Origin of the sequence: Limosilactobacillus albertensis (genome assembly GCF_014145555.1) — a bacterium.
Taxonomy (GTDB): Bacteria; Bacillota; Bacilli; order Lactobacillales; family Lactobacillaceae; genus Limosilactobacillus; species Limosilactobacillus albertensis.
In genome coordinates, this window is sequence record NZ_JACIVD010000073.1 from 1 (window position 1) to 21,920 (window position 21,920).

General features: G+C 39.0%; 22 protein-coding genes and 1 tRNA gene. 7 read left to right on the plus strand and 16 right to left on the minus strand.

Annotation, left to right across the window (positions count from 1 at the left end):
• From H5S41_RS10255 to recX, 6 genes are all read right to left on the minus strand, one after another.
• Nucleotides 1-1,406, minus strand: a 1,406-nt coding sequence (locus H5S41_RS10255; protein ID WP_182603240.1) for a KxYKxGKxW signal peptide domain-containing protein, incomplete at its 3' end; no start/stop codon positions are given.
• Nucleotides 1,407-1,472: 66 nt separating this feature from the next.
• Nucleotides 1,473-4,193, minus strand: a complete 2,721-nt coding sequence (locus H5S41_RS10260) for a M23 family metallopeptidase (RefSeq protein WP_182603241.1) — start codon at nucleotides 4,191-4,193, stop codon at nucleotides 1,473-1,475.
• A 228-nt stretch (nucleotides 4,194-4,421) separates the two neighbouring features.
• Nucleotides 4,422-5,069, minus strand: a complete 648-nt coding sequence (locus H5S41_RS10265) for a sugar transferase (protein ID WP_182603242.1) — start codon at nucleotides 5,067-5,069, stop codon at nucleotides 4,422-4,424.
• A gap of 11 nt (nucleotides 5,070-5,080) precedes the next feature.
• The gene (locus H5S41_RS10270; protein ID WP_182603243.1) at nucleotides 5,081-6,010 is read right to left on the minus strand and encodes a glycosyltransferase family 2 protein; all 930 of its coding nucleotides are present in this window, start codon (nucleotides 6,008-6,010) and stop codon (nucleotides 5,081-5,083) included.
• 17 nt (nucleotides 6,011-6,027) lie between these two features.
• Nucleotides 6,028-6,795 (minus strand): DUF4422 domain-containing protein, encoded by a 768-nt coding sequence (locus tag H5S41_RS10275; RefSeq protein WP_182597585.1) that lies wholly within the window; start codon nucleotides 6,793-6,795, stop codon nucleotides 6,028-6,030.
• Between the two features lie 78 nt (nucleotides 6,796-6,873).
• Nucleotides 6,874-7,665, minus strand: a complete 792-nt coding sequence (gene recX, locus H5S41_RS10280) for a recombination regulator RecX (protein ID WP_182603244.1) — start codon at nucleotides 7,663-7,665, stop codon at nucleotides 6,874-6,876.
• Between the two features lie 102 nt (nucleotides 7,666-7,767).
• On the opposite strand from recX, the gene H5S41_RS10285 reads away from it, so the two are divergent.
• Both H5S41_RS10285 and H5S41_RS10290 read left to right on the plus strand, forming a co-directional pair.
• Nucleotides 7,768-7,983 (plus strand): DUF1659 domain-containing protein, encoded by a 216-nt coding sequence (locus H5S41_RS10285; RefSeq protein WP_182603245.1) that lies wholly within the window; start codon nucleotides 7,768-7,770, stop codon nucleotides 7,981-7,983.
• A gap of 19 nt (nucleotides 7,984-8,002) precedes the next feature.
• Nucleotides 8,003-8,230, plus strand: a complete 228-nt coding sequence (locus H5S41_RS10290) for a DUF2922 domain-containing protein (RefSeq protein ID WP_153710004.1) — start codon at nucleotides 8,003-8,005, stop codon at nucleotides 8,228-8,230.
• 61 nt (nucleotides 8,231-8,291) lie between these two features.
• Here the strand turns inward: H5S41_RS10290 and H5S41_RS10295 are convergent, their stop codons facing one another.
• The 4 genes from H5S41_RS10295 to yjeM all read right to left on the minus strand — a co-directional run bounded on the left by H5S41_RS10295 (nucleotide 8,292) and on the right by yjeM (nucleotide 12,225).
• Nucleotides 8,292-9,170: a YihY/virulence factor BrkB family protein gene (locus tag H5S41_RS10295; RefSeq protein ID WP_182603246.1), complete on the minus strand. Its 879-nt coding sequence runs from the start codon at nucleotides 9,168-9,170 to the stop codon at nucleotides 8,292-8,294.
• A 160-nt stretch (nucleotides 9,171-9,330) separates the two neighbouring features.
• Complete coding sequence (locus H5S41_RS10300; protein WP_182603247.1) at nucleotides 9,331-10,104, minus strand: DUF1828 domain-containing protein; 774 nt, start codon at nucleotides 10,102-10,104, stop codon at nucleotides 9,331-9,333.
• A gap of 11 nt (nucleotides 10,105-10,115) precedes the next feature.
• Nucleotides 10,116-10,544: a DUF6978 family protein gene (locus tag H5S41_RS10305; protein WP_182603248.1), complete on the minus strand. Its 429-nt coding sequence runs from the start codon at nucleotides 10,542-10,544 to the stop codon at nucleotides 10,116-10,118.
• 175 nt (nucleotides 10,545-10,719) lie between these two features.
• Nucleotides 10,720-12,225: a glutamate/gamma-aminobutyrate family transporter YjeM gene (gene yjeM / locus H5S41_RS10310; RefSeq protein ID WP_153710000.1), complete on the minus strand. Its 1,506-nt coding sequence runs from the start codon at nucleotides 12,223-12,225 to the stop codon at nucleotides 10,720-10,722.
• A 317-nt stretch (nucleotides 12,226-12,542) separates the two neighbouring features.
• Between yjeM and H5S41_RS10315 the strand changes: the two genes are divergently transcribed.
• Nucleotides 12,543-13,964: a basic amino acid/polyamine antiporter gene (locus H5S41_RS10315; RefSeq protein ID WP_182603249.1), complete on the plus strand. Its 1,422-nt coding sequence runs from the start codon at nucleotides 12,543-12,545 to the stop codon at nucleotides 13,962-13,964.
• Between the two features lie 13 nt (nucleotides 13,965-13,977).
• On the plus strand, nucleotides 13,978-15,099 hold the full coding sequence (locus H5S41_RS10320; RefSeq protein WP_182603250.1) for an aminotransferase: 1,122 nt from the start codon (nucleotides 13,978-13,980) through the stop codon (nucleotides 15,097-15,099).
• A 59-nt stretch (nucleotides 15,100-15,158) separates the two neighbouring features.
• Here the strand turns inward: H5S41_RS10320 and map are convergent, their stop codons facing one another.
• Nucleotides 15,159-16,013 (minus strand): type I methionyl aminopeptidase, encoded by an 855-nt coding sequence (gene map, locus H5S41_RS10325; protein ID WP_163704208.1) that lies wholly within the window; start codon nucleotides 16,011-16,013, stop codon nucleotides 15,159-15,161.
• Nucleotides 16,014-16,129: 116 nt separating this feature from the next.
• Between map and H5S41_RS10330 the strand changes: the two genes are divergently transcribed.
• Together H5S41_RS10330 and H5S41_RS10335 are read left to right on the plus strand one after the other, a co-directional pair.
• Complete coding sequence (locus H5S41_RS10330) at nucleotides 16,130-16,588, plus strand: flavodoxin (RefSeq protein WP_182597591.1); 459 nt, start codon at nucleotides 16,130-16,132, stop codon at nucleotides 16,586-16,588.
• The gene (locus H5S41_RS10335) at nucleotides 16,581-17,018 is read left to right on the plus strand and encodes a GtrA family protein (RefSeq protein WP_163704210.1); all 438 of its coding nucleotides are present in this window, start codon (nucleotides 16,581-16,583) and stop codon (nucleotides 17,016-17,018) included. The genes H5S41_RS10330 and H5S41_RS10335 overlap by 8 nt, the downstream gene beginning before the upstream one ends.
• Nucleotides 17,019-17,088: 70 nt before the next feature.
• Here H5S41_RS10335 and wecB read toward each other — a convergent pair whose 3' ends face one another.
• From wecB to H5S41_RS10355, 4 genes are all read right to left on the minus strand, one after another.
• Nucleotides 17,089-18,210, minus strand: a complete 1,122-nt coding sequence (gene wecB / locus H5S41_RS10340) for a non-hydrolyzing UDP-N-acetylglucosamine 2-epimerase (RefSeq protein WP_182603251.1) — start codon at nucleotides 18,208-18,210, stop codon at nucleotides 17,089-17,091.
• Between the two features lie 107 nt (nucleotides 18,211-18,317).
• Nucleotides 18,318-18,390 (minus strand) — tRNA-Arg (locus H5S41_RS10345).
• 59 nt (nucleotides 18,391-18,449) lie between these two features.
• Nucleotides 18,450-19,757: a DEAD/DEAH box helicase gene (locus H5S41_RS10350; RefSeq protein WP_182603252.1), complete on the minus strand. Its 1,308-nt coding sequence runs from the start codon at nucleotides 19,755-19,757 to the stop codon at nucleotides 18,450-18,452.
• Between the two features lie 11 nt (nucleotides 19,758-19,768).
• Nucleotides 19,769-20,788: a Gfo/Idh/MocA family protein gene (locus H5S41_RS10355; RefSeq protein WP_163704213.1), complete on the minus strand. Its 1,020-nt coding sequence runs from the start codon at nucleotides 20,786-20,788 to the stop codon at nucleotides 19,769-19,771.
• A gap of 159 nt (nucleotides 20,789-20,947) precedes the next feature.
• On the opposite strand from H5S41_RS10355, the gene H5S41_RS10360 reads away from it, so the two are divergent.
• A complete protein-coding gene (locus tag H5S41_RS10360; protein ID WP_153709991.1) occupies nucleotides 20,948-21,310 on the plus strand; it encodes a DUF4828 domain-containing protein in 363 nt (120 codons plus the stop codon).
• 15 nt (nucleotides 21,311-21,325) lie between these two features.
• Here the strand turns inward: H5S41_RS10360 and H5S41_RS10365 are convergent, their stop codons facing one another.
• Nucleotides 21,326-21,919: an LOG family protein gene (locus H5S41_RS10365; protein ID WP_182603253.1), complete on the minus strand. Its 594-nt coding sequence runs from the start codon at nucleotides 21,917-21,919 to the stop codon at nucleotides 21,326-21,328.
• Nucleotide 21,920 lies beyond the last annotated feature (1 nt).

Here is a 21,920-nt window from a genome sequence, read left to right on the forward strand (position 1 = left end):
GCCTGGTCACTAGCTACCCAACCGGTTACATTAAAGCCATCTTTAGTCGCACTGAAATTATCAATGTTGTAAGCCTGCTGGTTTAATGTTACTGGTGCTGACCAGAAATCAGTGAACTTGCTTTGTCCATTATCACCATTGCCTTCAGCTAAAGTTGAATAACGGCTAACGATTTGGTAAGCGTGACCTGGAGTTAGGTTAACTTTACCAAAACTAGCATTAAAACCAGACTGACCAGCACTTTGAACGGCGGGATAAGCCTTCGCTACATCTGGACGGGCAACATTAGTAACCTTTATTGAAGCTACTTGAGTATTGTTACTCTTATCAAAAAGAATTAAGTAGTGGTTACTTTCTACTTGAGAATAATCAGTAGCGTGCCAACCAGCAACTGTTAATTCCCCATTACTAAGGTTAAAGTTATCAAGGTTACCTTGATTGCTGGTATTGTTTGGAGTGAATTTCTTTGGGGCATACCAATAATTAACGTTATTGCCTTCACCATTTTGGACATCACTGTAGCGACTAATAACTTGCAATTCATGATTTAAGTCCACATTAGCCAATGAGAAGCTAACATTAAAACCAGAGTTTTGCGCATTGATTACCTGCGGGTAAACCTTGGCGACATCGGGACGGGCAACTGCTGTTGCCTTTTGCCGTGCTAACTCATGACCGGCAGTCCGGTCAAATAAGATGATGTAATGGTTATGCTTGCCCAATGCTTTATTAGTGGCATTCCAACCGGTTACTTGTAATTGGTTATTAACAATACTGAAATTATCAAGATAGGCATTGTTGCTCTTATCTAAATTGATTGGTTGCGACCAAGAATCAACGTGGTCTCCTTCACCGTTAGCAGCATTACTGTAACGGCTAACGATTTGAAGATGGTCATCAACATTCTTAACCTTGCTCCAGTCAAGACTGTTCATCGTTGCTTGGTAACCGGCATCCTTAGCATTGACTACATTAGGATAAGCCTTTGCGACATCGGGACGAGCAAGATTTCCATTTACCTTGGTCCGTCCTAATTCTGTATTAGTAGTACTGTCATAAGCAATTACATACCGATTATCTTTACCAGCCGCTTGGTTGGTAGCCTGCCAGCCACTAACTTGTAAGTTACCGTTATTAACCACGTTAGCTGAATCAAGCCAGCCATAATTACCATTATCCTTTGCTTGGGCTGCCTTTTCTTGAGCAGCTAAGTCTGTGGTCTGACTTGTGCTATCAGCAGCTGGCGTTACCACTTGTTCTGTTTGTGGATTAGCAGTCGTTGCGGTATCAGCTTTTACACTAGCGTTGCCAAGCATTAAACCAGCCGATACGGCCGCAGCGGCTAATGCCATGCAGCACCATTGTTTGCCATCTTTGTATAATTTATAGTGTTTTTTAATTTCCATTGTTATCTCCCAAAATTCCCCTATAAAAAAGCTACTTATTTATTAACAATAAGTAGCTTTCCTTTATTACTTAGAACCATTCCGAATTAAGTCTAATGGATTTAACCAAGTACCATTATTGTTAAATGAGTTAGCTAAAGCAATATTAAAGTTATGTTGACGGGTAACACCGATATGAACGTGTGACGTATCACGACGACCAATTACATCGCCAGTGTTAATTTGTTGACCAACTTGAACTTGAATATTGTTCCTGTTTGAGAATGCTTCTTGATAAACAGTAAGGTATTCACCAGTGTCAACTAATACATACCAATCTAAACCAGCAGTATAACCAATTTGGGTAACCTTACCACCGTGAATTGCATGAACCTCTGAGCCTGGATGATCGATTGAACCAAAGTCAAGACCATCATGGAAGCCATTTCGACGGAATTGTCCACCAGGATTTACACCAAATAACTGTGCACCGCCAAAGTGACCTTCGCCAACGTTAGGGAACGGCCATCCCCACTTATCATTTTCAACTGCTACACCATTACTACCGAAGTCATAGGATTTGCCATCAACGGTATGAGTACCAGTAAACATAGCACCAGTAGATGGGTCGAAGTAATAGTTATTATTATTGATGTTAGCCCAACCAGTCTTCTTAGCACCAGTCCGAGGATCGTAGTAGAAAGTAGCTCCATTTTCATTTTGGAATTCTGAATGAATAGAAACTGGATTTGAGTAATAATCTACATAACTGCCTTCACCATTAGCTTGGTTAGAGTAACGATGAATCAAGCGAACAACTTTATGATTAATTTGATCGTTAATGCTTACAGTAGTATCAAAACCAGACTTAGCACTATTAGCTAACCATGGATATACCTTTTGAACATCATTACGAGTGATATCCTTTGTATTTACCGCTTGACGAGTTAATTCATGACCATTCTGATCCAATACGATAATAAATTGGTAGTCCTTTCCGGCAGTTTGTGTACTTGCGTGCCAACCAGCAACCTTAATTTGGTTGCCAGAAACATTTACCGTATCAAAACTACCCGCATTAGTAGCATACTTATTAGTATTTTGATCGGTGTAATTACTGTTACCATCATTTGAACCAGTAAAACGTAGAATCATTGAAAGTTCGCCAGTTAAACTTGCGGGATTTACTATCAAATCAGTACTAAATCCACTCTTACGACTGTTGTAAAGGCTTGGGTAAACAGCAGCTACATCTGAACGGTCAGTTAAAGTAACCTTGCTACGAGTAACTTCTTTACCATTATTAAGTAAAATAACATAAGCGTTTGGACGATTAACCGCAAAGTCACTCGCCATCCATCCTGTTACATGGAATCCTTTATCATTTTGAGTAAATGAATCTACACTGTAGCGTGCTTGATTGAACTTAAGGCCATTAAACCAATAGTCTACATAGTGACCTTGATCCCCGTTACCATTAGCAGAAGTAGAATAGCGACTAACTAATGCATATTCGTGACCAGGAATAATGACATTAGCATTAAATGTGCCAGTAAATCCTGACTTACCTGCAGTTTGAATAGCACCAAATGCCTTGGCAACATCGGGACGGTTAACTTGACTCGCTGAAAGAGAAGCAGCTTGTTTGTTAGCAGTCCGATCAAAAAGGATCAAGAAGTGGTTAGGTGCGATGGTTGATGCATCATTTGCATGCCATCCATTAACAACTAATTGCCCATTACTAAAGTTAGCACTATCAAGATTACCTTGGTTTTCACGGCTTGTTGGTGCAAACCAGAAATCTACACGGTTACCTTCACCGTTTTGAGCATCACTGTAACGGCTAATTACTTGTAATTGATCACTAGCGTCAAATGATAACTTTGATAAATCAAATGTTACATTGAAGCCAGACTTAGCAGCATTATTTACATTTTGATAAACCTTTTGAACATCGGGACGTTGACTATTCTTTTCATCAACCAATTGACGGCTAAGTTCATGGCCCTTTGTCTTGTTATAAAGAATTACATAGTGGTAATCCTTATTACTTGCTTGGTTAGTTGCATTCCAACCAGTAACATGTAATTGATTATTTTCGGTATGCATATCATCTAAATATGCATGGTTTCCTTGGTCAAAAGTGAATGCAGGATACCAGTAATCTACGCGGTTACCTTCACCGTTCTGAGCATCACTGTAACGACTAATTACACTAATTGAGTGGTTAGTGTAATCCTCATTAGCAGTATTTAATTTAATTATTGAATTAAAGCCAGAAGTAGCAGCATTAGTAGCATCAGGATGTACTTTGGCAACATCCGGGCGACTTACATTTTCAACTTGTTGGCGGCCTAATTCAGCCTTTGCAGTATTATCATAGGCAATTACGTAATGATATGGCTTGTCCTCAGCTTGGTTAGTTGCTTGCCATCCACTGACCTGAAGTTGGTTATTGGATAGACTAACAGAATCTAAATAACCATAATTATTAGGATTTTTTACCGCTTGTTGTTCTTGCTGATTTGTCTGTGCCGGAACAACATTATACTTTTCTGTCTCTTGAACTGTAGCTGCTTGCGGATTGACAGCTACACCGTTATATGTATTTTGTGCTTGAATATCAACTTTAGCATTAGTTTGTTGTTCATTAGTTGCTTGTTGAGGAGTAGTGGATTGTTGTGCATCAGTGGTTTGATCAGCTGCAGCATTCCCACTTAATAAGAATAATGCTCCCCCACAAACAGTAAGAGTTGATAAAACTTTTGATTTTAAATGACTAGGTTTAAAAATAAGCTTGTCCTCCATTAAAGATAAAACCGAATTGAAATTTGAATACTTAAATTTTTCTAACGATTAATATCATACTGTTTACATTGTTTTGTTGCAAACTACTAAAAAAGCCTCTAAAGGGTTGTTAAATCAACCTTTAGAGACTTTCGTAATTATCCGGATATATATATTTAACTTAATTGTAACAATTGTTAATAATTCATTTTTAATCGTTACGCAATCAAAGAAAACGTTTTCTTGCAACTAATACGCGCCATCACGCTTAAAAATACTAATAATGTTCTTAAACATTATCTTTGTATCAAAAGCAAGTGAAGCCTTATCGACGTACTCTAATTCAACATCACAGCGTTCTGGATATGGAATGTTGCTCCGGCCACTCGATTGCCACAATCCCATTGCACCCGGTTTTACTGATAAAAACTTTTCAACCCGATTGCCATATTCTTCAAGTTCTTTTTTTACAATAGGGCGAGGGCCAATAATGCTCATATCACCACGCAAGATATTGATAAACTGCGGAATTTCATCAATTGATGTTTTCCGTAACCATCGACCTAAACGAGTAATCCGTGGGTCTTCTTCTGGCTCCAGTTTATAGTTATTGGCAACATACTTAGCATACATTTCTGGATCATTTTCTAAAATCTTATCCGCGTTCACAATCATTGAACGAAACTTATAAATCTTAAATGGTTTGCCATGCCAACCAATTCGTTCCTGCTTATAAAATAATGGACCTTTATTATCACCAAACCGATTCATTATAAAAATAGTCAGAAAGACTGGACTAAACCCAATCATTGCTAATGATGATAACGTAATATCAAAGAACCGTTTCCAGAAAAGGTAGCCCTTAGATTGTTGTTTAATTTTTACCTTCTCATTCATGATCCTCAATCCTACTTTTTCTCTTTAATAATATATATTGGTCGTTTCTTTGTCTGCATATAAATACGACCAATATAGCGGCCGATTATCCCTAAACATAATAATTGGATACCGCCAAGAAACAAGATAATACAAACCATTGAAGCCCAACCAAAAGCACTGCTTGCCGGTTCAATAATTTTTCTGATTAAGACAATAATCATTCCAACAACAGATATAAAGGCAGTAAAACCGCCAACCCACGTAGCAATTGCCAGCGGGGCTTCAGAAAAGTCAGTAATTCCATCAATCGCATACTTAAACAGTTTCCAAGTTGACCAATCAGTCGTTCCGGCAACTCGCTCAACATTTTTATAAGGAAGGTACTTGGTCTTAAAGCCAACCCAGTTAAAAATTCCTTTCGAAAAACGATTATACTCCGTCAATGACAATACTGCATCAACCATCTGCCGGGTCATCATCCGATAGTCACGGGCCCCAGAGACAATCTTCGTATCGGAAATCCGATTAATAACATTATAGAATTGGTCACTGAGGAAAGACTTAAACTTCGCCTCACCTTTCCGGTCAGTCCGCCGCATCCCCACACAGTCATACTCACCAGTTGAAATATCCTTATACATCTCAGGCAAGTATTCTGGTGGATCCTGTAAATCGGCATCCATTACAACTACGTAATCCCCAGTAGCTGCCTGTAACCCAGCGTACAGTCCTGCTTCCTTTCCAAAATTACGGGAAAAAGAAACATAATGAACCCGTTCAGGATCTTGTTTATGCAACTTTCTCATTTCAGCTAATGTGCCATCACTTGACCCATCATTAACAAACCAATACTCAATCTCTACCGGCATTTTTTTAACCACTTTCTCAACAGCCGGATAAAAAAGCGGGATAGCTTCTTCCTCGTTATAACAAGGAACAACTATTGATAATTTGGGCATTTTTATTTCTCCAATCGTTAGTGTTCACCATGTCCAGTGACTTTACGTTTCAAGAACTTGGCAATCTTTAGTGGCCAGTTTTGCTTTTCCAGAAATACCCGGTTAACCTCCACCGTCTTATACTGTGGATTTGTCATCAACCATGTATCTAATAACAGTTCACTTAAAAAGCCAAAGACCCGCTGTTCATAGGACGTATAGTTAGAATAATCAACTTTTTTCTCCACTTCACCAAGAACATCAAACAACCATGTACAGTACTCATCTAACGGTTGCTTTTTCATGATCATCATATTGAAGTAATGGGCGGAAGTTTGCTTCATCACTTTTTCAAAGGCTGGCAAATATTGCGGATACTTATCTTTTAGGACTTGGCGAGTTATTTCAAGCGGCTCATGTTCATGGACATGAAGGTAGTGGGACTCGTTTGTTTCAATGTAATAATGCCGTTTCTTAGGTAAAATTACATCTGCATCTTTAAATAATTCTTCAACTTGTTCCTTATTCAAGATTGTTGATAAGTCCTTTGAGTGGCCCATCGTTAAGTAACGACGATAGTGGACCAATCCCAATGCATCAACATCAAGATTTTTCCATCCCCAATAAAGGGCCGTCAATTCATTATAATGAGGGTTCTTTTTTGAAATATTATCTCCCGTGTTGTCACCTTGAAATGTATGGTTTACACTCGGGTGAATCTCTTTACCAACAAAGACTGGTAAATACATAGGATCATCTGGCATCCGATAATTTTTATGGACAGCCACTAAGATTTTAATATTCACTGTCGTACTCCTAATTAATAGTTTTTAAACATAATCATTAAAATAATACCAGTTATTCCCTATCTTGGAAAGCGATTATTATAATTCATGCTCATCAAGCCAAGCCTGAACGTCATCAAGGTCAAAGCCTTTTCGATACATTGATTGTTTAAAGTGCTGTTCTCGTTCATAACCCTGGTAACGGCGAGCACGATGCCATTGCTTTTCAGCTTCTTTAACTAGTAATTCATTTTCCTGCTCAGTATCCGGCTGTGGAACCACTTCATCCTTGATCATGTCATAAATATTGCTGGTAAATCCTTTTGTCATTAGTCCCTGCTGTACCTTTTGCGCTCGTCGTCGCTCTGGTTGATTGCGGTAACGCCGAAAAAGCTTTAACGCTAATTTCTTTGCTACTTCGGCTTGGTCTTCGATAGTAAATTGAACTAACGCATCATCGATATCATTTTCACCGATCTTTTTCTGACGTAAATGCTGACGAATAACTGTCGGCCCCTTTAATTCCGTATTCATCACGGTCCGCACATAAGAATCCGCATAAGCATGATCATCAACCAATTGTTGCGCACGGAGTTTACTAAGAATTGGCTCAATAAACTCTTCTGGAGTGTCGATCTCTTTTAGCTTCTTTATAATGTCACTCTCAGTCCGCATTTGATAAGAAAGGTAGTCTAACATTCGAGAATATGCTTTGGCCTGCTGGTCAGCCGTCGTAATCGCTGCAATTTGTTTTTCATCTAATTCCGTTCCCTTCATTAAACGAAATTGGATTAAGACGCTTTCGGCAACCGGAAATGCATACTTGCCATCAAGATATACATTATACCGACCCTTCCGTTTTTGTGCTTCAATTTTAGAAATTTTTGCCATTTTTAAAATTTCTCCTTAACATTTTCTGTTCTCAACCGTTTATAAAGGTGTAAGCAGTGGCCGCTACTTAACAAAGTAAATCAAGCAAAGGAAGTTTTTATCATGCAAATGGTTCGTAATTTCAAATCCGCCAAAATCCAACTCACTATCACTAATAATGACCATCCCAAAGGCGTTAAACATCCCTTTAATAATGCTAGCGATGGTGTTACTAATGATCAGATTGCACGATTTAGCTCTGCGATTGAAATGCTCACCGCGGAAAAATGCCTTGATGCAGATATCATCGTTACTAATCAAGTCACAATGAACAAGTAATCAGTGGAGGGAATAACATATGCGTACATTAAACTTAACTTTTAAAGGCAGTCTTGGTAAAAAGCACTCATTAAAGCTATCATATGCCAGTGGCGATCTCGATGCTAAAACAGTTCGGAAGGCAATGGAAGAAATCGCTCAAACACATATTTTCGTTAAGGATGGTGAAGAACTTTACCAATTACCTGTATCTGCAAAATACGTTGACACCGTTTCAACTGTTATCTTTAATGATGAACATAAGTAAAAACTAAGTAAGTATACTAAAGATTTCAATGATGGAGACTGGAAATTTTCCGGTTTCCATTTTATTTTTTTCTTTCCAATAACTGCCAAAAGTGCTTTTTAGCGTGCAACTCACCCTCATGACACTCTTGCAAAGCAGCATTTAACGCAGCCCCCAACATGATAATATAGCCCGAAAAATCAAGCCATATCATCATTGCAATAAAGGCTCCAATCGTCTTATAAGAAATCACACCATGACTAAATATTAATGTATAGAAAGAAAACAGTCGCGATAATCCCATCCATAGTAATGAAGAGAGAAACGATCCAGCCAGCGCATACCGCAACCGCACCTTCGCATTAGGCACAAAATAGTACAACAATGTTAAAGCAATGAACAGCACCGCAAAAGTTACCGGCCAACGCAAAGAACTAAACAGGGCAATATAATCGCGCCGGAAATTAAAAATCGGCTGAATACTTTTAAGAACCTGTTCCCCAAAGCCGTACAAAATGATGATGATAAAGATAACCACCAGCAATACGATCATCCAGATAAAGGAAACAATCCGGTTCATTACGGGATTTTGATTTTCGGCGATTCCGTAAGCATGGTTAACGCTTCGCTGAAAAGCGGCAATACCCTGACTAGTGGACCATAGCGCAATCAAGGCCCCGGTTGTTAAGACCCCACCACTCCCGCGCCGTAAGAAATCATAAATCAGCGGTTGGATAAAATCGTAAACCGACTCAGGGATTGCAGTTGACAGGTAGGCTAAAATCGTCTTGGCATCAATTCCAATCATCGGCAGTAAATTTCCAACCACCATCACTGCTGGAAAAATAGATAATAAAGTATAGTATGCCAAAACAGCAGCAGAACTTGAAATCTGGGCCATTGTAATATGTTGAATTAATAACGCAATAAAAGTTTTACCTTTGCCCGGTTCCTTGTCCATAATAACCTCCGAAAATATTTTATAGGTTTAATTATAACAAAATGCCTCCCCGACAAATATTACATTATTACTACGCAACGGTTTTGCTAAAACTCGCAAATGATATATCACCCCAAAATAGGCGCTAGTGCTCGGTAAAGCTGAACTCTAGCGCCTTCTTTCATGCTGTTAATTGTTTCTTTATACTGCTTAATTTACTAAATGGCATTGGCATAAAGCCTATATCTTTAGCAATTCTTAATGCTTGATCGCTCGGTGAAGATATCTTATCGTTATAAATTAGCATTAGTTTAGGAGAATTATATTGAAATGATGAATTGTTTTTAATATCTGAAAATTGAAAGGCAGTCTGCATAATATTTCTATTATTAATATGATTAGTAACATCAACAATTTTTAAAGGATGTGTCTTCTGCTGCGCAACAACATACGGAAAATTATACTTGACACCGCTACGTCCCATAAAATAGCTGGGAAGACCCCCTAGATCATTTTGGTTTAGAGTAGCAATTACATCATCAACAAACATTTTTTTAACCTGAGAATGTTGTGTAAAAGAGAGATCACCAATTTTTAAAATTGCTGATGTTATATTTAATTTCATTCTTGGAAAGTCTGCAGTCGTACCAGTATTATATAAAATTCCATCATCGGACAACGATACTTCATATTGACTACAGATTTTCCTAAGTACTTGTTGACGTGCATCTGATAAATTGACATTCATCATTTCTAAATTATCTAAGGTATAACCATCATCGTCTAATTTAATTTTATTATCCTTGCTTCGCGACAGATAAAGAGTAATCTTATCACCAATATTATCTGTAAAAGGAGTAATAATCTCATCAGTATCATCTAGCTTATTAATCTGATAACTTTTGCTTAAAAATCGATAGTAATTATTAAGTAGTTCTTTAGTGCTTAGGGGCATTTTTGCACCTCCTATACAAGATTCTGTGAAAAAGTCAATCCTTGGGTTTCAAAATTATTGTAATCTAAAAATGCTATTAATGATCTCGTTGCATCATCAGATAAATCGGGATAGTTCTTAAAAACTGACAGCGGTATAGCATCAATACCATTATTATGGGTTTCATCAAAAATATGAACATGTGGTGTAGGAATATGCTCATGTGTTTTCCCATTAATATCAATACGAATCATCAACCCCTTCTTACTCCGCAGTACGTAAGTCAGGTTGTTTTTTCTATGATGTCCTTTGCGATTTTGAATCACTACGAATTTTTCATTTGCAGTAAATTTACCATGACCCTGTATCTTAGATTGAGTAAATTGAGCAGCAATATTAACATTATAATCATCTAATTCCTTAGGTAAATCATGTAACTGCTGATACTCTTTATCTTTCATTCGTTTCTATCCTTTCACATACTATCTTGCAAATTTGCAACACTCGCCACTTTATACTGAAAACACAAAATCAATTATCTTTTGCATCTTATTTTATCATAAGGAATACCCAAAAATCCCCTAACCAATGGCTATATACCACTGACTAGAGGATTTTTTATATCATTATTAATCGTTATTCTTCAACATGATTACGCTTAGCCGAAATTTGGTAGAAGACCAGCGCAACAATGGCGAAGAAGATTGGTCCGGCAAGTGTCCAGAATGCTGTTTGATAATCTTTGTCCATCAATGGTTGAACGAATGTGAATACAATCCCAACAATCAAGATTAATTCAACAAAACAAACTAAAACATTTGTCCAAAAGCGGTTCTTAAAGACAACAAATGGCCGATTAAGATCTTTCTTAGCCTTAAAGAATGGGAATGCCCCGATCAAGAAGATGTATGGGAAACAAGTCGAAACATTCGCCATATCCGTCAAAATCAAGTAAAACTGTTGGGCTGCATTACCCCCAAAGGCAACAAGGAAGACAATTACACAGACAATGGTAGCTTGTAGCCACATTGCATTAGCAGGCATCCCCGCCTTATTGAGCTTTGTCAGTTTCTTTGGCCATAAGTTAGGGTTTGAACCAAGAATGAAAGCTTTAATTGGGGAGTAAAGTAAGATGAACAATGCGCCCAAGAATCCTAACGTTTGTGCAAAAGCAACGATCCGCGTCATAACGACCCCAAATGTCAAAGCCGCGCTGTGAGACCAGCCAAGCGATTCACCCATGGTAACCCCTAGTTGATTAAAGACAACGTAAGTAACGTTACCAAGGTTAACACTACTCTTAGTTAAAGTTTGCTGGTAATTGACTGACCAACCGAGCATGAAAATCATTAAGACATAGGTACCGATTGTAAAGATACTTGCAATAATTAACCCCCGCGGGAATGTCCGTTCAGGGTTCCTCATACTATCTGTAACTGAACCCAATGATTCCATCCCGCCATAAGCAAAAATAGCATAAACAACAAATGAAATAATAGCAATTGGTGTTTGGAATTGTGGATTAGGCGAAGTAATAAAAGTTGAAGCGCCATGAATCGGCTGCTTTAAAATCCCTTTATCAGCGATTAAAACGATAATGCTGACAATTACAAAGATAACATTAACAACGATTGTAAAGATCCCACCAAGTGAACCAACTTTGGCGATTGCTGTCATTCCCCGCGAACTACACCAGGTTGCACCGAGAATTAAAATAATCCCTAACACTCCAATCAATTGAGTAGATGTCAGTCCAAATGCGTGCCATTGCTGGGTTGTATCTTTACCAAAAAGCAATGCAGAAAAAGTAATCCAAATCCGTGAAGCAGTCGATACCATCCACACGATCCAGGACGCAAGCCATACGAAAGTACCGACAAAGGCAATCCGTTCGCCAACTGAACCGGCAAGCCAGGAATAAATCCCACCTTTAGCATCCTTAAAAGTTGAACCATATTCTGCCATCATTAAACCGCAAGGAAAGAAGAAACAAATCCCTGCTAGCGCATACCAAATAATACTACCATAGCCCATTTGCAAGTAGGCGTTTGAAACATTCCCAAAACCAAAAATGGCGGTAATGATCATCGTCACTAGTCCAAAGGTAGTAATCATTTTCTTATTACCACTCTGTTCGTCCAAAATAATGCCTCCAAAGCTTAAAATTCTTAAATAAAAATAAGAAACTATTTAATAATTATTAGTATAGTCGTCTTTTAAAAAAAGAAAAGGCTTTTACGAAATTTCACATTACATTCATACCATTTATTGTATTTTTATGCTATTTTTCACGAATTTATTCGCACATTTGTATATTTAGCTGTAAATGATGTATGCCCTTTTTACCAATTAATAATTAATTTCACATTTAACCTTAATAGTATTGATAGCGTTTTCTAGCATTGATATAATTAAGCCGTGATTTTTTCACTCTAATATATGATTGTGAGGTGGAGTAAATGAGTGAGAAAAAAGGTATTAATACAATGGAACTAACCCTTTTGATTGTCGGTTCAACAATTGGTTCCGGAGTATTTGGAATAACGAGTGATTTAGCTAGTGCGGCCGCTCCCGGACCAGCGATGGTTGCATGGGTGATTGTTGGTATTGGTGTTTTAACCTTAGTCTTATCGCTAACAAACCTATCCCAAAAGCGACCAGACCTTGATTCAGGTATTTTTAGCTATGCAGCTGCCGCGTTTGGTCCGTTAGGCGAGTTTATTTCCGGATGGGCTTACTGGCTTTCCGCGTGGCTTGGTAATATTGCTTTTGCTACGATTACGATGAGTGCCCTGGGGACATTTTTCCCACGTTTATTTGCAAATGGACAGAACTTATTCTCAATTATTGTTGCAATTATTTTAACGTGGTTCTTAACATTTTTAGTTAACCGTGGGATTGAATCAGCTGCCTTCATTAATTCAATCGGGACAATCTGTAAAATCATCCCCTTAGTTGTTTTTGTTATTTGTGTCATTCTCGGTTTTAAGGCCGGAATCTTCACGGCTGACTTTTGGGGTAATGTGACAGAAAACCTAGGATCAAAAGTTGAAACCGGCTCAATTTTTGACCAAATAAAAGCCTCTATTATGGTAATGATGTGGCTATTCGTCGGGGTTGAAGGTGCCTCAGTTCTTTCTAGCCGGGCTAAAACACGGACCGATGCTGAACGGGCTTCAATCTTTGGCCTAATTAGCTTGCTTGTTATCTACATTGTCGTTTCAATTTTGCCATATGGAGTCATGACGCGGGCCCGGTTAGCAGCTGGCGGCCAACCTGCCCTTGGTGCCATCATGCAACACCTTGTCGGAACATGGGGTGCAGCCCTCATTAGTATTGGCTTAATTATTTCTGTATTAGTCTCCTGGCTTTCATGGACAATGCTTCCAGCTGAATCACTAATGTTAATGGCAGATGATCAAACCCTTCCAACATCATGGGGTGAAGTAAATGATAAAAAGGCGCCAACTCGTGCTTTAGTTATCACGGGAATTTTGCAATCAATTTTCCTCTTTTCGCTACTATTCACATCATATGCTTATAACTTCGCCTACACCTTGTGTACTGCTGCAATCTTGATTTGTTACCTACTCGTCGGAATCTATCAAATGATGTACAGCTGGCAACACCAAGAATGGGGCCAGTTCATTATTGGTTTAATTGCGACCCTCTTTGAATTGATGGCAATGGTTCTTTCAGGGTGGAAAGAAGTAATGGTTGTTTCGGTTGGATTCATTCCTGGATTTTTCTTCTATATCCAAGCATGTAAAGAATTTAACCACGTAATTTCCAAAAAAGAAAAGTGGGCAATGGGAATTATCGCAATCTTTGCTGTAATTTCCTTAGTATTGGTTATTAACGGCACAATCTCGATTAATTAAGGAGGACATAAAAATGGTTGAAATAGCACATTTTGGCGTTGAAGCATGGTTAAACAAATGGGAAAAAAGTGCAACTTATGATATCTCACAAAGTACAATTGCTTCTCTTAGTATGCATGATTTATTAAATCTTGACGGACACAATGGTCAAGAATTTTATGAGATGCTCGATAAGCAGCAAATGAATTATGGCTGGATTGAAGGATCACCGGAATTCAAGAAAGAAGTTGTCAAACTTTATCAACATGTTGACCCGGAAAACATCTTACAGACTAATGGGGCAACCGGGGCAAATATCTTAGCCCTTTACGCTCTCATTAATCCTGGCGATCATGTAATTGCAGAGTACCCTTCCTATCAGCAACTGTATGATATTCCAAAGTCATTGGGCGCTGATGTTGACTACTGGCATATTCATGAAGAAGATGATTGGTACCCTCGAATTGAAGAACTGAAGAAACTCATTAAGCCAACCACTAAGATGATCTGCCTAAACAATGCTAATAATCCAACCGGGACCGTTCTTGATAAGGAATTTCTTGAGCAGGTTGTCGATATTGCTAAGTCTGTCGGTGCTTATATTTTAGTCGATGAAGTCTACCTACCACTTGACCACCCAGAAGAGTTCACACCAATTATTGATCTTTATGATAAAGGAATTTCAACTAATTCGCTTTCTAAGACCTATTCCGTTCCTGGCGTGCGAATTGGTTGGACAGCTACTAACGCTGAATTAGCAGATCTTTTCCGCAAGTTCCGTGATTATACAATGATTTGCGGCGGGGTATTTAACGACCAGCTCGCTACTTATGTCCTCCGTCACCGCGACCAAGTCCTAGCCCGCAACCGAAAGCTGGTTCTTGGCAACCTCGCAATTTACAAGGATTGGGTTGAACATGAAGACCGTGCAAGCGTTGTTATGCCGCAAGCGGTCTCAACTTCTTTCCCTAAACTTGACGTTCCCGTTGATATCCATACTTTTTGTGAAAATCTCCTACACGATGAGGGAGTTCTCCTAGTACCAGGAACTGCCTTTGATACTCCTGAGCATGTCCGCCTTGGTTATTGTGCTCCTGAAGCAACACTAAAAGAGGGATTGAAGCGTCTTTCAAAATACATGCACCAATATGATTAAGCATTAATAAAAGAGTTAGAAGACCAATAGTAGTTTTCTAACCCTTTTGTTAATTTAAATTATTCAAACTGTTTTGCCACTTTTTCCGCAATCTCACGGTAATGGTCAAGGTACTTAGCATAATTATCATCATACATGTAATCAGCATCTGCTTCTGGATCTTGAGAAGTCAAAATCTTAGGACCATCGTTGGTAATAACCAAGGTATGTTCATATTGGCAGCTCCAACCCCCATCAGCCGTCTTTGCAAGCCAGCCGCTCGGATCACTGGTATCCGCTTCCCAAGTACCAGTGTTAATCATTGGTTCTACCGTAATCGTCATCCCATTACGAAGGCGAATACCTTGACCATGTTCACCATAATGCGGGACCATTGGATCTTCATGCATTGTTGGCTGAATACCATGACCAACGAATTCACGGACATCTCCATACCCATTTTCATCCTCTGTATAGTGTTGGATAACAGCACCAATATCACCAATCCGGTTGCCAGGGATACATTGGTCGATTCCCATGAATAATGACTTCTTGGTTACATCCATTAATTTTTGGATTTCAGGGGAAACTTCACCAACGGCATAAGACCAGCAAGAATCACTAAAAGCGCCATCAACACTGACAACAGTATCTACTTTAACAAGGTCACCCTTCTTTAAAATCAATTTCTTGCGGGGAAACCCATGACAGATTTCATCATTAACACTGACACAAGTAGCATACTTGTAGCCTTCAAAACCAATCTGTTCTGCTTTAGCACCAGCTGCTTTGAAGTATTTCCGCGCAAATTCTTCAATCTTCCAGCTTGAGATGCCTGGTTTAATAATTTTTCGTAAGCCAAGGTGCATTCCTGCTAAGGCTGCCCCAGCTTTTTCCATTGCATCGATTTCTCGAGGTGATTTTAAACTAATCATTTTCGCAATCTGCTCCTTATTTACAATCTAACATTAATAGTATACCACTTGTCTGCCGTGATATCGTAAACCGTGCTATACTATATGAACGTTAAGAATTAAATGGAGGTTATAAAATGGCAAAAGCACTTGTAGTATACGCAACGATTACTGGTAATAATGAAGACGTTGCGGATATTATCACGGACGCACTAGAAGATTTAGGTGCGGAAGTCGATGAAGTTGAAATGACCATGGCTGATCCAGCTGACTTTGAAGACGCTGATATTTGCGTGATCTGCCCTTATACTTATGATGAAGGAGCATTACCAGAAGAAGGCCTTGACTTTTACGAAGACCTGCAAGAAGAACAATTAGCAGGTAAAGTTTATGGAGTCGCTGGCTCAGGCGATACTTTCTATGGCGACGATTTCTGTGTTGCTGTTGATAAATTTGGTGATGCACTTGCGAAAACCGGTGCAACTAAGGGCGCTGAAAATGTTAAAGTTAACCTTGCACCTGACGAGGAAGATATTCAAAAACTTGATGCTTTCGCTAAGCAATTAGTAGAAAAGGCGGCTAAACTTAATGATTAAGGATTTATGGGAAAAGTATAAGTCAATCATCGCCTACCTATTTTGGGGCGTTGTAACAACGGTGGTTAACTTAGCAGTATTCCAGATCCTAAGTCCGGGATTACACTGGAACGTTGCGCTTTCTACCGTAATTGCTTGGTTTGCATCCGTTTTAGTTGCATATTTTACTAATAAGGTCTGGGTATTCGGCTCGCATTATACGACCATAAGTGACTTTATCGTTGAGATTTTACGCTTCTTTTTCTATCGGGGACTAACATTGGTAATTGACTTAATTATTACTTACGTTGGTATTAAAGTTCTTAAATTTGATACTCCCCTCCAACAATTTATCGTTAAGTTTATTGATAACGTAATTGTTGTAATTGCCAACTATGTTTTCTCAAAGTGGTTAATTTTCAAAGATAATCGTGACATTGCAGATAAATAGAGTATGCACAAATGGCATCTAGCGTTCAATAGCGGACTCTAGATGCCATTTTTATATAATGAAGGCTTTTCTATTTAAGCTGTAAATATTTTGCAATGATCTTAAGGATTTTCTCGCTGGCGTGACCATCCCCGAATGGTACTTCTGCTTGTTCCATCTGCCGATACTTTTTTTCGTCATTTAACAATTCAAAAACTGCTTGTTGAATCGTGGTCGGGTCTGTCCCAACAATCTTTACTCCGCCAAGGCTAACTGCTTCTTGCCGCTCTGTCTCATCCCGTAAGAGTAAAAGCGGACGATGCAATGCTGGCGCTTCTTCCTGTAAACCACCCGAATCGGTAAGTAAAATCGTACTCCTTGCAGCAATATTTAAAAAGTCATGATGATTCAACGGCTCAATAAGATGAATTCGCTCATGATCACCTAAAATCTCATTGGCAAGCGATACCTCTTCCGGATAAGGATAGATAGGAAATATCAAGTCAACATTACTATTTGTTTCTACAATGTCACGCATCGTATGGAAAACCCGTTTCATCGGTGATCCTATATTGTCCTTGCGACGCATCGTCATCAATAAAATGCAATGATTCTCTGGAATTTTTTGAAGTAAAGGATGCGTAAAATCGCCTTGTAGAGTATGGTTAACATTATCAATTGAAGTATTGCCGGTGACATAAATCCGTTTAGCTGGATGATGCTCTTGTAACAAATTATCCCGCGCCCTTGTAGTTGGTGCAAAGTAAAGGTCAGCTAAGTTATCAGTAAGGCGGCGATGCATCTCATCTGGGAAAGGTGAATATCGTTCATAAGTACGCAAACCAGCCTCAACGTGCCCAAGTGAGATATGATGATAAAAACTAATCAAGCTGGCAGCCAAACTCGTCGTCGCGTCACCAGCCACAAGAATCATATCAGGCTGTCCAGCATTAATAACGTTATTTAAATTATGCAAAAGCTGACTTAATAACTCAACTTCATTGGTGCTGGCGATATTAGATGCGTCAACACTAAAATCAATCTTAAAATTCAGATATGCTAACGTATCGTTTAATAGCTGAGAATCCCCGGTTGAAACAAGCACTGTCTGCCACGTCTCGGTATCACGGTGCATAAGATTAATAATTGGCGCCAACTTCAAAACCTCAGCCCGCGTGCCGAATAAAAACATAACCTTATATGGCGGTTGCATCCTCCACTCCCCTTTCTACTGTCATACTCCCAGTTTAAGAAACTTTATAATTTTCTGCAATAAAAAAAGACGTAATTACTCTACAAAGCAACCACGTCGGCAATTAATGGTCCCATCCGGATTTGAACCGGAATCGACCGCTTAGGAGGCGGATGTACTATCCAATTATACTATAGGACCAAGTCAAAGAATATTATCGCATTTACGGAGCACTTCGTAAAGACGATAATCATTCTTTTTTAATTTTCTCCGTTTTGACGACGGTGTTTTAGTCGAATACCTTTGTTTTTCCGATTCTTCTTTTTTCGTCGTTTTTTCGGTTTTGAAAAGCCATTAAGCGTCTTATCCATTTTCTTTTGCAAGCGTGGTTCACCAGTTAATTGTTCTTTTTGCAAATGGCGACTAGCTTGTTTATTAATTGAAACTACTTGCTGCCCTTTTTCCGGCTTTTGCTTCGTTAATTTATTATCACCGACATATAATTTTGTTAGCTCATAATCGCTGTCGGCGAGCAACTTCTTAAGGTCACGGATATCATGATCATCACCTAGGCTAAGCGCTAATCCCGGCTCACCTTGCCGTCCAGTTCGGCCAACGCGGTGAATATAAGTATTCAAGGCGGTTGGCAAGTCAAAATTAATTATTGCTGGTAGCTTGGGAATATCAATCCCCCGCGCTGCTAAATCAGTAGTTAACAATAACTTAATTTGGCGTTTCCGAAACATCCGCATTGCTTTTTCTCGTTGCGTTTGTTTTTGCTTACCACCAAGCGTTGCAACGGGAATGTGCTCATGGCGAAGACGACTAGCTGCATAATTAAGCGTACGCGTGCTATTGAAAAATACTAATGCACGAAAGTCTTTAATACTGGTTAATCGTCGTAATGTTGCCGTTTTTTGCGCATTGGTCCGAGCACTTAAATAACCATGTTCAACAGGTCCTTGCGATGTATCTTCATCACGAACATCGATAACCTCAATGTCACGACCAAACATCACATTTAACTCATCTAAAACCGGTGACTTAGTAGCAGAGAAGAATGCTAATTGAGCAGACAATGGTGTCGCACGTTCAATATCTTCAACTACTGCAAGCGTATCATCTTGAAGCATATCATCAGCTTCGTCAACTACCATCGTCATTAAATGCCCTAGTTTTAAATGATGATTATCAAGCATGTGCAGAACTCGCCCCGGTGTCCCAACAACAACATCAGGATGCTGATGAAGCTTCATAACCTGCCGGCGCAAGTTAGCACCCCCCGTTAATGATTGAACACTAACTCCAATTAAGGATGCCCATTCACGCATTACTTTTGTTGTTTGAATTGCTAATTCTTGCGAAGGTGCAAGAACCAATAACTGGGTTCCTTCGCCTGGCATAATCTTAGGCAAAAGCGGTAGCGTAAAAGCAAGGGTCTTGCCTGAACCAGTTGGTGCTATTCCAAGGACAGATTGGTCGGTTTGTAATGCCGGAGCAACAGCAGTTTGAATTGCTGTCGGTTGCTTATATTTTTCATCAAAGTGTTTTTGAAATTGTTCGATCAAATTAAACCATCCTATTCTTGATCGTTATCAGCGGGGAAAACTAATTGGGCAGACTGGCGTAAGGAATACATCACTGAGTTTACAGTCTTTGATAATTCTAACCAGTGCTTGTACTTCTTCATTTCTTCTTCATCGTCAGGATTATTAAAAAGATCCGCAAAATCGTTCATCTCATCAGTCATTGAATTCTTTTCAACTGGTGCTTCAATTGGGTGCGCATTTTGATCTGCATCATAGTAAGTTACTTTAGTAGTATCAAAAATACTGTCAAATACCAATGTATCCTTTAATCCGTAAACTTCAGAATCAAGGTGTGAGTTAGCAGTTTTCCCAAAGTTTAATGTAACGGTAAATTTATCATAATTAAGAATTGCGACACCTTTTGCATCTACCCCGGTCTTAGCAAGGGTTGGGAAGTATACAACTGATTCAGGTTCGCCATAAATCGTTACAGCACCGTAAACAGCATAAACTCCTAGGTCCATCAATGCTCCGCCCGCATACTTAAGAGTAAAAATATTCGGGTACGGTTCTTCGCCAGCTAAGACCTTGTCATAACGTGAAGAATACTTCATTACAGTCAAGGTTGCACCCTGAACATGATGGTCTTTCATCTCATCTACTTTCTTCAAAGCAGCTTGGTAGATCTTTGTATGAATATGCCGAGCCGCTTCCACCAACCGTGCCTTAGGATGGGCAGCAAGCAAAGATTCAATCGCACTGTATTCACTCGGATTAACAAAAGCCGGCTTTTCAACAATAATAAACTTATCATTTTCGATTGCTTTTCGTACTTGTTGATAGTGCAAGCTATTTGGTGAAGCAACGTACACTACTTCAAAGTCACCGTCTTCAAAGAAACGGTCAAGATCATCATAAAACTCGGTAGCACCATAAGGCTTACCAAACTCTTCAGCCCGTTGTAATGTCCGCGAATAGACTGCTGTTAACTTGTACTTACCAGTCGTCTTTGCTGCATCTAGCATCTGATCAGTAATAATATGTGTTCCAATAACGCCAAGTTTTAGCATAAAATCAACTCTTCCTTTTCAATTATTTCTTTGGTTACATCTAATTTTAACAATTATTGCGCGTTTTTAACAGAAATGAAATCTTCTGATAATAGAAATGTGTGTATAATTAGTTATGTTATAAATGACTTATCACTTAATTGAGGAGACTGATAAAATATGAGGAAAAAAGGAATGTTACTTTTCGGCGCGGGACTAATGGCTGGACTCACTAGTACTTTAGGGTTCAGTCGTGCAAAGAAAAGCAATAGTACGATTTCGTTGCCTATCTTTTATGCCGGCACATGGCAATATTATGATAAAGAACGAGATCGCTCTCATAAAATAACAATCTCTCCTGAATTAAAGCTCGGTATCGATAATCAAATTATTCCAGCAACGGTTCAACAGATCAAGCCTGATAAGTTAGTTTTCCTTGATCGGTTTGGTTACCATATTACTATCCGAGCAAATGAACAACGACCAGTTTCACTAACTGATGAAGCTGATGATCAAGTTTACACCATTCACCCCTTAAAATAAGGTTGGCGCTGTGATTCAGCGTTTTTTATTTTTAAATTTTTTAGTATATTGCCGATGAGCGGGGGCTTTATAAGACTGCATAAATGCTAAAATCTGGTCAAATTGATCACCAAAATAAACACTATTCAAATAAGGATCCTCAACAAAACCCGCCTTATTCATTTGCTTAAACAAATCCAGCAGCGGATCATAAAATCCCTTAAAATTGTAGAACGTAACTGGTTTGTTATTATCTCCAACCGTTGTCCATGAAGCTGCTTCGCTAATTTCCTCAAGCGTTCCAAAGCCACCAGGAAACGCCAGCAATCCATCGGCAAGGCTCATCATCGTTTGTTTCCGAATATCCATGTTAGGGACGATCCTTACATCCGGCAACTCATTATAAATAGCACCACGCTCAGCTAGTTCTGAGGTAATAACCCCATGAACCATTCCGCCATTTTGTAAAACTGTTCGTGCTAAAGTCCCCATTAAGCCAAAAGCGCCAGCACCATAAACTAATTCGATGTTATGGCTGACTAACCATTTACCCAAACGTTGAGCTTCATGATTAAACGCAGGATCATTCCCATCGCGTGCTCCGCAATATACTGCAATTCGTTTGATCATT

Coding starts and splice junctions, on each gene's coding strand:
- H5S41_RS10355 (WP_163704213.1), bottom strand. CDS start 20,788: ATGCTAAAACTTGGCGTTATTGGAACACATATTATTACTGATCAGATG.
- recX (WP_182603244.1), bottom strand. CDS start 7,665: ATGGCAAAAATTTCTAAAATTGAAGCACAAAAACGGAAGGGTCGGTAT.
- H5S41_RS10295 (WP_182603246.1), bottom strand. CDS start 9,170: ATGGACAAGGAACCGGGCAAAGGTAAAACTTTTATTGCGTTATTAATT.
- H5S41_RS10285 (WP_182603245.1), top strand. CDS start 7,768: ATGCAAATGGTTCGTAATTTCAAATCCGCCAAAATCCAACTCACTATC.
- H5S41_RS10265 (WP_182603242.1), bottom strand. CDS start 5,069: ATGAATGAGAAGGTAAAAATTAAACAACAATCTAAGGGCTACCTTTTC.
- map (WP_163704208.1), bottom strand. CDS start 16,013: ATGATTAGTTTAAAATCACCTCGAGAAATCGATGCAATGGAAAAAGCT.
- H5S41_RS10290 (WP_153710004.1), top strand. CDS start 8,003: ATGCGTACATTAAACTTAACTTTTAAAGGCAGTCTTGGTAAAAAGCAC.
- H5S41_RS10315 (WP_182603249.1), top strand. CDS start 12,543: ATGAGTGAGAAAAAAGGTATTAATACAATGGAACTAACCCTTTTGATT.
- H5S41_RS10320 (WP_182603250.1), top strand. CDS start 13,978: ATGGTTGAAATAGCACATTTTGGCGTTGAAGCATGGTTAAACAAATGG.
- H5S41_RS10330 (WP_182597591.1), top strand. CDS start 16,130: ATGGCAAAAGCACTTGTAGTATACGCAACGATTACTGGTAATAATGAA.
- H5S41_RS10305 (WP_182603248.1), bottom strand. CDS start 10,544: ATGAAAGATAAAGAGTATCAGCAGTTACATGATTTACCTAAGGAATTA.
- wecB (WP_182603251.1), bottom strand. CDS start 18,210: ATGCAACCGCCATATAAGGTTATGTTTTTATTCGGCACGCGGGCTGAG.
- H5S41_RS10270 (WP_182603243.1), bottom strand. CDS start 6,010: ATGCCCAAATTATCAATAGTTGTTCCTTGTTATAACGAGGAAGAAGCT.
- H5S41_RS10260 (WP_182603241.1), bottom strand. CDS start 4,193: ATGGAGGACAAGCTTATTTTTAAACCTAGTCATTTAAAATCAAAAGTT.
- H5S41_RS10360 (WP_153709991.1), top strand. CDS start 20,948: ATGAGGAAAAAAGGAATGTTACTTTTCGGCGCGGGACTAATGGCTGGA.
- H5S41_RS10365 (WP_182603253.1), bottom strand. CDS start 21,919: ATGATCAAACGAATTGCAGTATATTGCGGAGCACGCGATGGGAATGAT.
- H5S41_RS10335 (WP_163704210.1), top strand. CDS start 16,581: ATGATTAAGGATTTATGGGAAAAGTATAAGTCAATCATCGCCTACCTA.
- H5S41_RS10300 (WP_182603247.1), bottom strand. CDS start 10,104: ATGCCCCTAAGCACTAAAGAACTACTTAATAATTACTATCGATTTTTA.